The sequence below is a fragment of the Bacteroides faecis MAJ27 genome, from assembly GCF_900106755.1.
GTDB classification, from domain to species: domain Bacteria; phylum Bacteroidota; class Bacteroidia; order Bacteroidales; family Bacteroidaceae; genus Bacteroides; species Bacteroides faecis.
The window spans coordinates 1-11,499 of record NZ_FNNN01000006.1 but is presented as its reverse complement, the minus strand read 5'-3'; the positions used below and the strand labels follow the sequence as shown (position 1 = coordinate 11,499).

General features: G+C 37.7%; 7 protein-coding genes. 1 reads left to right on the top strand and 6 read right to left on the bottom strand.

Going from position 1 to position 11,499, the window contains the following annotated elements; genetic code table 11:
* Positions 1 to 29: 29 nt before the first annotated feature.
* The 6 genes from BLW31_RS06790 to BLW31_RS06765 all read right to left on the bottom strand — a co-directional run bounded on the left by BLW31_RS06790 (position 30) and on the right by BLW31_RS06765 (position 7,000).
* Positions 30 to 2,021, bottom strand: coding sequence for a glucosamine-6-phosphate deaminase (locus tag BLW31_RS06790; protein WP_010537532.1), 1,992 nt, complete (start codon positions 2,019 to 2,021; stop codon positions 30 to 32).
* A gap of 148 nt (positions 2,022 to 2,169) precedes the next feature.
* Positions 2,170 to 2,946 carry an amidohydrolase gene (locus BLW31_RS06785; RefSeq protein ID WP_010537533.1) on the bottom strand — a complete coding sequence of 259 codons (777 nt, stop codon included), beginning with the start codon at positions 2,944 to 2,946 and terminating at the stop codon, positions 2,170 to 2,172.
* A 116-nt stretch (positions 2,947 to 3,062) separates the two neighbouring features.
* Complete coding sequence (locus BLW31_RS06780) at positions 3,063 to 3,617, bottom strand: 1-acyl-sn-glycerol-3-phosphate acyltransferase (RefSeq protein WP_010537534.1); 555 nt, start codon at positions 3,615 to 3,617, stop codon at positions 3,063 to 3,065.
* Positions 3,618 to 3,625: 8 nt separating this feature from the next.
* The gene (locus BLW31_RS06775; protein WP_029425478.1) at positions 3,626 to 3,895 is read right to left on the bottom strand and encodes a hypothetical protein; all 270 of its coding nucleotides are present in this window, start codon (positions 3,893 to 3,895) and stop codon (positions 3,626 to 3,628) included.
* A gap of 154 nt (positions 3,896 to 4,049) precedes the next feature.
* Entirely contained in the window at positions 4,050 to 5,534 is a 1,485-nt protein-coding gene (locus tag BLW31_RS06770; RefSeq protein ID WP_022301735.1) for a family 43 glycosylhydrolase, read from the bottom strand.
* 11 nt (positions 5,535 to 5,545) lie between these two features.
* Complete coding sequence (locus BLW31_RS06765; RefSeq protein ID WP_010537537.1) at positions 5,546 to 7,000, bottom strand: carbohydrate binding domain-containing protein; 1,455 nt, start codon at positions 6,998 to 7,000, stop codon at positions 5,546 to 5,548.
* 345 nt (positions 7,001 to 7,345) lie between these two features.
* Here BLW31_RS06765 and BLW31_RS06760 point away from each other — a divergent pair, with 345 nt between their 5' ends.
* Positions 7,346 to 11,392, top strand: coding sequence for a hybrid sensor histidine kinase/response regulator transcription factor (locus BLW31_RS06760; protein ID WP_010537538.1), 4,047 nt, complete (start codon positions 7,346 to 7,348; stop codon positions 11,390 to 11,392).
* Positions 11,393 to 11,499 lie beyond the last annotated feature (107 nt).

Genomic DNA, 11,499 nt, shown 5'->3' with positions numbered 1-11,499 from the left:
TATATTCTATTAATTAAGAATCTTCTTTCTTATAGAGGTATGTATTCTACAAAGGCCTCCATTGCTTCATACGAAGCCAGTCCTAACTGGTCGTACAGCGTTGCAGTGCCACGGTTGCGGTCTTCACTACGTTGCCAGAACAAACGTTCGTCATTGCCCAGGAACGGAGCACTTTCCATCTGTGACTGGTGTTTCAGGATAGAGTTACGTTTTGCGCGAAGCTCTTCCGGGCTGATAGGAACGGCCATTTCGATGTTTTCAATTTCCCATTCTGCCCATGCACCACGGTACATCCAGATACGACAGTCTTTCAACCATTTAGCACCTTCTTCTTTTTCAAGATCGACAGCGGCAAATACAGCATCCGTACATACACGGTGTGTACCGTGTGGGTCAGCTAAGTCTCCGGCTACGAAAATCTGATGAGGTTTCACCTCACGGAGTAAGTTGCGCACGATTTCTACATCTGCCTCGCTGATTGGGTTTTTCTGAATCTTACCGGTTTCGTAGAATGGCAAGTCAAGGAAGTGTACCCGATCTAATGGAATATTGTTGTAAGAAGAAGCTGTACGAGCCTCACCACGACGAATCAGCCCTTTGATGGTCAGGATGTCGCGGCTGTCCATGTCACCGTCCTTCTTTTCTTTCAGGAATTTGCGTATTTCTGCATACTTTTCGCTGATTACCAAATCTTCACTGTTATTGAAAATTTGGTTGAATCCGTTGATAAAGTGCATGAAACGAACTACTTCTTCGTCACCCACGGCGATATTTCCGGAAGTTTCGTAAGCTACGTGTACCTCATGTTTCTGCTCTACCAGACGGCGGAGAGTTCCACCCATAGAGATTACGTCATCATCCGGGTGTGGGGAGAAGATTACGACACGTTTCGGATATGGTTTGGCACGCTCCGGACGATAAGTGTCGTCAGCGTTTGGCTTGCCACCCGGCCATCCGGTGATCGTATGCTGCAAATCATTGAAAATCTTAATATTTACATTATATGCAGAACCGAATAATGCCAAAAGTTCGCTCAAACCGTTTTCGTTATAATCCTTGTTAGTCAACTTCAGAATTGGTTTGCCTGTCAACTGACACAGCCATACGATAGCGCTACGGATCAGTTTGTCATTCCATTCGCAGGAAGTTACCAACCATGGACGCTGGATACGTGTTAAGTTCATCGAAGCCGAAAGGTCGATTGCTACATGAGCATTGTTGTGAGTCTGCAGGTAAGATGCAGGAATCGTGTCAGTTATCGGACCTTCCACACATTCTTTAATCATTGCTGCCTTGTTTTCACCCCATGCCAACAGATATACTTTCTTAGCGCTAAGAATAGTAGATACTCCCATTGTAATAGAACTGATCGGAGTATTTTCTATCGTTCCGAAAATCTTGGATGCTTCGTTACGTGATGCATTATCCAGCAAAATCAGACGAGTGGTAGAGTTCAGACGAGAACCCGGTTCGTTGAATGCGATATTACCTACACGACCAATCCCCAGCAACGCAATATCAATGCCCCCGAAACTTTCGATACGTTGCTCATACAGACGGCAGTACTCAAAGATTGTATCTTTGGCGATGGAACCGTCCGGTGTGAAGATATTCTGTTTGTCAATATCGACATGATCCAGCAACATTTCCTTCAAAGCGTTGAAGTTGCTGTTGATAGCATCAGAAGACAACGGATAGTATTCATACATATTAAATACGATCACGTTGCGGAAGCTGAGTCCTTCTTCCTTGTGCATACGGATCAACTCCGAATATACATGACTGGGTGAGTTTCCTCCGGGTAGTGCCAATACGCAGAAACGTCCTGCTTTTTGTTTTTCGCGGATGGTTTGTGCTATTTCGCAAGCAATGTAGTTAGCCCCTTCTTCTACAGACTCGTAGATGTCTGTAGGAATTTTTTCGAGTCTTGTCAAGACCGACTTTTCAAATGCATTCTCCGGTCTGTAGTATCTGGGGGAGACCCTGTGGAGAGTGATTTGAGAACTAAGATTTGTTTTCATAAAGTTGTTAATTAAGTTATGTAAGATTAGAGTCCTTACGACTGTATTTTCACGACAAAGATACAAAAGAAGTCTATATAATTAACTACTAACTTCTAGGTATTGTTGCAGCTTCAAATCGTTTTTAACATTTGTTTGATAGCAAATGCTATAGATGAAATTCGTCTGCATCTTTCCATACCGGGAACTTCTCTCTGAATTGCCGAAGGCTGCTCAGAGTAAGTGTAGCAGTCGTTATTCCTTCTGTATCATCGGGTAAGGAGGCCTTTTCTTCTCCGAAAGCCGAATAGATGACACTGCCTCCATTGTATTTCTGCTGATATCCGTCAATACCTACTCTGTTGACACCACATACATAGCACTGATTTTCTAACGCGCGTGCACGAAGCAGAGTGTCCCAAACCAGACGGCGGGGGATGGGCCAGTTTGCTACATATATTAATAGGTCATATTCGTTGTTTACATTACGGCTCCATACCGGAAAACGAAGGTCATAGCAGACTAGTAAGCAGATATTCCATCCATGATAGGAGATAACGAGGCGTTTGTCACCGGCAGAAAAATGCTCGGCTTCGCGTCCCATGCGAAATAGATGGCGTTTATCATAATAAAATTCCGTCCCTTCCGGTGCGAGAAAGAAGGCACGATTGTAAAACTGTCCGTTATCTATTGCAATATAGCTTCCGCAGATGGCTATTCCGTATCGAGAAGCCCATTGTTTCAAAATGGTTATGGTTTCACCGGAATTTGGTTCTGCCAGTAGTTGGCTTTGCATGCTGAACCCTGTAGAAAACATCTCCGGTAAAACAACAATCTCCGTTGTTCCACGGAGGCTTTGCAGCTTTTCGTGGAGCAGACGGAGATTTTCTTGTTTATTTTCCCAAACGATATCGGTTTGTATGATAGAAATCCGAATCGAATCCATAAAAAAGAGGTATTAAGTATTAGGTCTTAAGTGTTAGATATTAAATATTATACCATGCGAAGTACCATATCGGTAACTACGGTTAATACTTAATACTTAACACTTAATTCCTATTGTTAAAGTTCTCCAAGAGCAAAGTTCTCAGGATGTTTTCCCTTGAAATCTTTAAAATACAGTTTGATCTCGCGCATATCTTCTTTTATATCTCCCGACGGCATAACTGCTTTTGTTGACGTTATGGTCTTCTTGCTGTAATCAATGCCGATCAGAACAATAGGGACCTGAGCTTTAAGGGCGATATAATAAAATCCTTTTTTCCAGTTCGGATTCGCTTTACGGGTTCCTTCGGGTGTAATTGCCAGATGAAACTTTTTGCATTTAGCGAAATGCTGGACCATCTGGTCGACTAATGAAGTTTTCCGACTGCGGTCTACCGGAATTCCGCCTACTGCTTTAAAGAGAATTCCAAGTGGAAAAAAGAACCAGTCTTTTTTCATCATGAAACTTGTTTTACGACCTAATGCTCCATAAAACAGTTTTCCAATAAATAAGTCAAAGTTCGTTGTGTGTGGCGCGGCACATATCACGCATTTATCATAATTGGGTACCGTAACGTTTGTCTTCCACCCTAACAGGCGGTAATAGATAAAGCCATAAATTGCTTTCTTCATTCTGTCTTTTAGTTCAATTTTCCGATACCGTCAATTATCTCGTTAATCTTTGCATTAAAATCAGCTCGGAATTTCTTATAAAAACCTTTCACATTTCCCGGTTCTGTATGGCTGATGCGGCTTAGAAATTCATCCTGCATCTTCAGCACTTCTGCCATCAGCTCGTCGGCTTTGGCTTTGTCAGTGCCGGGGATAAACATACTGTTGATTAAACACTCGGTGAACAATTCTCCTGCGATATAGTTTACATTCTTTTTGAGTTCTCTTCTACTTGCCATAATATTTACATTTGATGGTGAATAATAAAAAATATTTGGGTAAAGATAGATACTTTCTTTGATTCTAGCGAATAATACGGGAAAAAAATAAAGGGAGACTTTGACATCTCCCTTTGCAAATACAACAAACATTTGAACTTGTTATCACGAAAAGTTATTTGTTCTCAATGAGTTTTATGTTGTTCTTTCTGTAAGTAGCAGAAAAAATATCGGCTTCTTTATATTTATATTTACTGGAATCAAAATATACAGCGAAATCCTGCATTAATTTCTTTGATTTCTCTGCGAGGTATAAGTTTGTTCCATTGAAGGTATTTGATCCTGAAACGGATATATATTTTTTGTCTTTCACATTTTGAATCTGGTAATAGCCGTCTTCCTGCAAATTAAATGTCCAACATTGTGTGTCCTCCTTTTTTTCAGGGTTCAGGCGTAATGTGCCGAACATTGATTCTATAAACTTTCCGGTTTTAATATCTTTCAGTCTGTATACATTGGGAGTGTCGGTGCTGATAAACTCTATGCTCAGATTAATCTCGTCATTATCGTCAGCTATGCTGAAACCATTGATAGGTTTAGACACGATACGGTCAGATACTTTTTCCAGTAACGAATAAATGTTACCGGCAGTGATCTTCTCAGCTCTTTTATAGCGGTACATATTGTCAAAGACACTCAAATCCCAGCTATCGTACCATTTCACAACAGGATAGCCGGAACGCATACTTATAGGTAACCAAATGTGGTGTGAACTTCCGGGATCGTTCTTGTTCCAGCGATCTCCCATGTAGATGTATGCTTTTTCTTTGCCTTCTACCTGAAAAACATAGCAACTTTGTGAATTATAAGTTACCTGTTTTAGTTTGTCAACTGCAAAATTCGCTCCTGTGGTCCATTCGCCTAGTATATTAGTAGTATAGGCTGTTCTTCCTGGGTTCGGGTCCCATCCTGTACAGCCGGAAAATAATCCATAGTAAATGTCTCCTGTTTTAAAAATGGCTGGTGCTTCATATTTTAACTCTTTTAGTATTTTAGTTTCAGTAGAAGTCGGTTCCAGAAAATCCTCTCTGAGCAAAGATATGTTCATATTAGTATTCATATCCGTTGAGCAGAAATGATATGCTTTGCCATCCGTATCAACGAACAAGGTTTGATCTCGTGATTCGTTTTTATTAGGACGGAAAGTTTTGTATAATCTGTAAGGACCTTCTATCTTGTCGCTGGTTGCTACACAAACTCGTGCTGCGCTATAGTCACCATTATTAATTTCCCAGTGACTCCACATTATCCATTTCTTGGTTTTGGGGTTATAGATTACTTTGGGGCGTTCGAATAGACGTCCGTGTGAAATGTCATTCAAGTCTTCTTGGGGTTCTCCACTGGTTTTTAGAGAAAGGCCGAGCCGTTTCCAGTTATATAAGTCTGTGGATTGATAACAACTGACTCCGTTTGAAACGAATCCGGTACGATCTTCTCCAAACCAATAATAAGTCCCATTTTCAAAAATAACGCATCCTCCATGTGCATTAATGGGATTTCCATCTATGTCATTCCACAAAACACCCGGATTAATTTGAGTGTTTTGTGAAAAAGCTGGAGTGAATGAGAATATAAGGCAGATATATAGAATAATCTTCATATTTTTCATTATTAGTCCTTTATGTTAATAAAGATTTCGGGTTGTGCAGGGGCATAAGCACCAGATTCGTCAATTGTGAAGTATTCTACATCAGCGGTATTTTCTACAAAACCGAATTTAGGTGAATAAGTACATGATACACCCGTTAGTTTGGCATTATCTACACGGATGGCACCTATATCGTTTCCCCATCCTCCACGTCCTACAGTGAAAGATACGCGTATTTGCTTACAGTTGGCAGAGGTGGTATAATCCATTGAATAGGTTTCCCAATCCTTACTGGCTATTTCAGTAATGGCTTTCTTCTCCGGATCTTGGATTTCTTCAATTATCATTTTTCCGGTAAGTTTGCCTTCTTTTTCTGCAATACCACCTTTCAGAAGGGCTGATAGTGTATAAGTTTCGTTGGGAGCAACGTCTATAACCTGGCTTAGAATTCCGTCGCTCCAGCCTGTGGCCCATTTGTAAGGTCTGATTTCAAAAACATGGTTGTTTATATCTTGATTATTATCTATTTCTTCCGGGATAATTTGTTGCTCCGAGTTCCATCGATCGCTGATAACGATATCCCATCCTTCGATACGAGTCGCCAATTTTGTATCAGGATTTACATCAAATTCTCCTTCGAAATCAGGATTCTTTAAAAGATTCTCTACTGGTTCGCCCACTCCCTTTGCGAAATTTGTTTGAGGTGCATAATCGATGATACGTACGGAATCTACGGGAATCCCATCTCTATATATAAAGGCCCGGTTATCAGGCGTTATAGCAAAGCGATATGTATGTGCTTGTCCATCATTGTTGTAGAATTTACCTTTTCCTCCTTCTTTACTACTAGTGGCTGGATTAGAAATTTCTTTTTGATAGGTATTATATAATCCAATAGCGTTGGCAGTGATATATGCTTTGAAACCGTGGCCTTTTTCTGTTACGAAATAAGGATAAAAACATTTTTCTGAATCGTCTGTCTTTACTCTGAACTCAATCGTGAATCCTTTAGTTCCGGGAGTAAAAGCCTTTGTGTATTCCATGTCATTTCCTCCTTTGTATACAGGAGAAGATGCAATATCTTTCACCGGAAGCGCTGTTCCATACCCTTTTACTTTTACATAAGAACGGATATCTCCACTTCTTAATACGATTTTCCCTTCTGTTAGTGTCTTGGTACTATTTAAAGTCACTGTAACTTTATGTTTTCCTGTATTGGCCGGTATCATAACTGGTGATACCGTAAATCCATGCGGAGCAGTGATTTTAATATCTTTTCCAGGTAGAGCTTCAGAACTGACAATGAACGATACAGATTTATTAGTTCCATTAATCATTAGTAATGGAAGATGATCGTCTGTTGGTGCTTGTACGGCCTCTTTTGGGTCATCTTTGGGAAGAGTTGCATTAGCATCTGCTACATTGCCGGCTAGCAATACTGCTGACATGAACATGATTTTTACATATTTCTTTTTCATACTACAGAAATGTTATATAAATTAATTGTTTAATAGTCGAGTTAATAATCAACTTCTATTTTTAAATATTTTAATGACTAAATCTTGTTCAAAATATATGTCGATTATCATTTGATTGCAAATTTGCGGAAACATATTTAAATAGGAGTACTATAATGATTCAAATGCGTTTAAAATTGAATTATCTATTCGTGGAAGAATAAAAATCATTCAGAAAGGTTCAAAAATCGACCATATGTATTTTTTCTAAGTTGTATTTAGTATATTTTAAGAGTTTTATGCCTATGCAATTGTTAGTTTATTCTAATATTGCATATAAAATACATCTATATATTCAAAGCTGCTATGAAACATAAAATAAAACTTTATATAATACTTTTTTTTATTCAGACACTTTCCTGTGCTTTTGCACAACAAATGTCGGTAACCACTCTTCCTTTAAATAATTATCTGCCTTCTAGTACTATTTTGCGGGTACATTGCGATCGTGAAGGTTTTTTGTGGTTAGGAACAAAAGACGGGTTGTGTCGTTATGATGGCTATCGGATACTTGTTTTTCGTTCAGGATTAAAGACTCCGGACCTTTTAACAAATAATGAAATAACCTGTATCACAGAGAACCGGAATGGTTATCTATTTATAGGTACTAAAAAGGGAATCAATATTCTGAATAAGAGGACTTACCAGATAACTCCGGTTGAACACAGCGATTTAAAGGATCAAGAAATTAGAACGATGATTGTAGACAGTGAGGGATGGGTTTGGGTCGGAACCTTAACATCTGTATTTCGTTGTTCTGCAGACTTTTCTTCTTGTAAAAGGTATGATTCTTCTCTGCCTGTGACTAGTGTGAATTCTATATATGAAGATGCTGATAAGAATATTTGGGTGACTTTATGGGAAAGGGGATTGCATCGATATGATTCGAAGAAAGATATATTTATGGCAATGCCTCAGATAGGAACTTTGAATAACCCCTTCAAGGTTTTTCAAGATGATAAAAAACAGCATTGGATATTAACTTGGGACAGTGGGATTTTTTTATTTTATCCGGAAGAAAAGCAAGAATTGATGTATAGCCATGTGAACATAGAGAGTGATGAGCATTGGGATGAAAGTGGCTGTTTTAGTATCGCTCAGGATGATAAGTATGGTTATATATGGATTGTATCGACTCAAGGTCTTTATGCACTTCAAAAGCGTCCGGGTAGTGTGATAAATAGTGTCGATATATCTCATATATCTTCTAAATTGAATAATATTTTTAGTGAGATAGTGAAGGATAAGTCTGGCAATTTATGGATTGCAGCTTTTAACGAAGGGCTATCTATGATTGATTTAAATAGACCTTTAATACAAAATTATTCCTTTCCTTCTATTCGTGAGAAAACAGGTTTTGTGACGAATATAAAAAATATCTATGAAGATAAAGATGGTGATTTATGGATCGATCAGAATCGATGGGGCGTAGGAATCTTTACTCCGAAATCAAACAAGCTTTTATTCTGTACAGATATTCCTTCTCTGAAGAATATAAACAACTTGAAAAATATAAGTTGCATCACTTCTGTTTCATCGATTGATGAAATATGGTTAGGTTCTGAATATTATTCGGAAATATGTAGATTGAAGAAAAATAAAGATAGGATAGAATTCTTAGGAACCTTGAAGTTAAGTGATTTTGTAGAAAATCCCGGATTTCCACGTTTCTTTTATGAGGATAGTAAGCATAATCTTTGGGTAGTAACCACTAAAAAAATACTGGTTAAACCGGCAGATGAAAAACAACTTCAGGATACTAATTTCCCACTTATGGATATAACGGGCATTAAGGAAGGTAAAGATGGCACCTTATGGATTAGTACAAGAAAACAAGGGGTATATAATGTTATTGTTTCTCCAGGTTTAACCTTTGAAGAGAAGAAAATAAGAAACTTGACAGCTCAGACAGATGGATTAATCAATGATAATATAGGAGCTATTTGTGTAGATGATAGTGGTTTGGTATGGATGGGAAGTCAAGAGGGAGATGTTTTTACTTATGATCCTCAAACGAAAAAGGTGGAAAATTTATCCAATATGTTTGATATGCTTGAAGAAGGCATTTATAATATTATAATGGACCAATTAGGACATATTTGGATTTCTACCAATAAACGGGTAGTTGAATACGATCCTAAAAATGGTGGCATTATGGACTATTCAACCATGGGTGATGTAACGGTAAATTCTTTTATGCCTAATTCTTATTTTAAAAGTAGTTCTGGGAAAATACTATATGGAGGTAATAGAGGCATTTCGGTATTTACTCCATATGAGCATTTATCTGACGAACCACGCAGAATAAAAACGATGGTGGCTGATGTGAAAATAGATGGTACTTCTAGTCTTTTGGAGAAAAATAATCAGCGTTTCAACTTGAGAAGTCAAACGATATCATTAGAGGCAGGAGATAAGAATATTGAGATAGACTTTTCCTCTTTGAATTATGCATTTCCAGATAAGATTAAATATGCATATAAAATGGATGGAGTTGATGACGATTGGGTATACGTCAGGGGAGATCGTCAATTTGCTTTTTATAATCAATTGCCTAAGGGTAAACGTACCTTTTATTTAAAGACGACCGATGTAAATGGGCTGTGGAGTAATTATGTGGCAGAGGTACAGGTTTTTAAGCAACCGGCATTTTATGAGACCTTGTGGGCTTATGTATCTTATGTTATATTTGTACTTTTATGTCTGTATCTCTTTTATCGAAGAATGAAGAGACGTATGCAATTACGTCATGAACTAAGAATAGCACAGATTGATAAAGAGAAATCTGAAGAGCTGGTTCAAACCAAATTGCGTTATTTCACAAATATCTCACACGATTTATTGACCCCACTTACGATTATAACTTGCTTGATTGATGATGCGGAAATGACGAGTAATAACCGGATCTCACAATTAAGTATGATTCGTTCTAACGTAAATAAGTTGCGGCGCTTATTACAGCAGATTCTTGATTTCCGTAAAGTGGAAAGTGGAAATATGAAATTAGCTGTATCAAAAGGTGATGTTATATCATTTGTGGATGATGTATGTAGAGTTAATTTTGCTCCGTTAATGAGGAAGAAAAATCAGACTTTTACATTTATGGCTAAAGATAAGCATCTGACAGGCTATTTTGATAGAGACAAGTTAGATAAGATAGTGTCTAATCTATTATCCAACGCCTGTAAATATACGAAAGATGGCGGAGATATAAAATTGCTTATGGAACTCCTTTTCGAATTTGGGCATCGTCAGTTACGGATACAGGTAATTGATACCGGAGAAGGTATTGCTCCTGCTGATTTAGAGAATATTTTCAAAAGGTTTTATACGGCGAATAACAGGGATGAAAGTGAATCTAATGGGATTGGATTATCATTAACAAAAGATTTAGTGGAGTTGCATCATGGTACTATTGGAGTTGAAAGTGAATTGGGTAAAGGGAGTACTTTTACTGTTGATTTACCTATTGATAAAGATAGTTATGAAGAGTATGAACTGATGGAAGGAGAACTTTCGGCAAATAATGTAAAGGCGGATGTCATTTTGGAGAATGAAGAATTAACAGATTCGGAGACTGTAGAAAATTTGCGAACAGCGGATAATCATTTACTGTTGGTGGAAGATAATGAGGAACTGTTGTATTTGATGGAAAGAATTTTATCCAGACATTATCATGTGCTCATTGCAAAAGATGGATTGGAAGCTTTAGATATTATAAAAGATAATGAAATAGATATTATTATAAGCGATGTGATGATGCCTGAGATGGACGGTTTGGAATTATGTCGAACTTTGAAATCTAATTTGGAGACTAGTCATATTCCTATAATTCTACTGACAGCTAAAAATACGGCAGAAGATCGCATCGAGTGCTACAATGCGGGAGCAGACGGATATATATCCAAACCATTTGAATTAAAAATATTGGAGGCCCGTATTAATAATTTTATAATGCATAAGAAAAACAAGCAAGAAGAATTTCGTACCAACGTAGAAGTTAATATAGATTCTCTGGAGACTTCTTCTATCGATAAAGAATTTTTGGATAAAGTAATTTCTGTTATAAAATCTAATATGTCAGAAGGGGACTTTGATGTTGTTCAGTTAGCAGATGCTTTAGCCGTGTCTAAGTCTTCTCTTTATAGGAAAATGAAAATAGCAACAGGCCTGTCACCAATTGAGTTTATTCGAAATATAAGGTTAAAACATGGTAGTCAATTATTGAAAGATAGATCGATCTCAGTAGCAGAGGTGGCTTATGAGTGTGGATTTTCTAATCCTAAGTATTTTGCGACCTGTTTTAAAGAAGAATTTGGTGTAACCCCTAAAGAGTATCAAAAAAATTGCTAGGATAAAAAATAAGGGACTATCCATCTGATTGTGTAAATAGAAAACTACGGGATTTTTCTCGTAGTTTTTTTATTTATGTATTAACTTTGTAAAAATCAGATTTAATG

Coding starts and splice junctions, on each gene's coding strand:
- BLW31_RS06790 (WP_010537532.1), bottom strand. CDS start 2,021: ATGAAAACAAATCTTAGTTCTCAAATCACTCTCCACAGGGTCTCCCCC.
- BLW31_RS06775 (WP_029425478.1), bottom strand. CDS start 3,895: ATGGCAAGTAGAAGAGAACTCAAAAAGAATGTAAACTATATCGCAGGA.
- BLW31_RS06785 (WP_010537533.1), bottom strand. CDS start 2,946: ATGGATTCGATTCGGATTTCTATCATACAAACCGATATCGTTTGGGAA.
- BLW31_RS06780 (WP_010537534.1), bottom strand. CDS start 3,617: ATGAAGAAAGCAATTTATGGCTTTATCTATTACCGCCTGTTAGGGTGG.
- BLW31_RS06760 (WP_010537538.1), top strand. CDS start 7,346: ATGAAACATAAAATAAAACTTTATATAATACTTTTTTTTATTCAGACA.
- BLW31_RS06770 (WP_022301735.1), bottom strand. CDS start 5,534: ATGAAGATTATTCTATATATCTGCCTTATATTCTCATTCACTCCAGCT.
- BLW31_RS06765 (WP_010537537.1), bottom strand. CDS start 7,000: ATGAAAAAGAAATATGTAAAAATCATGTTCATGTCAGCAGTATTGCTA.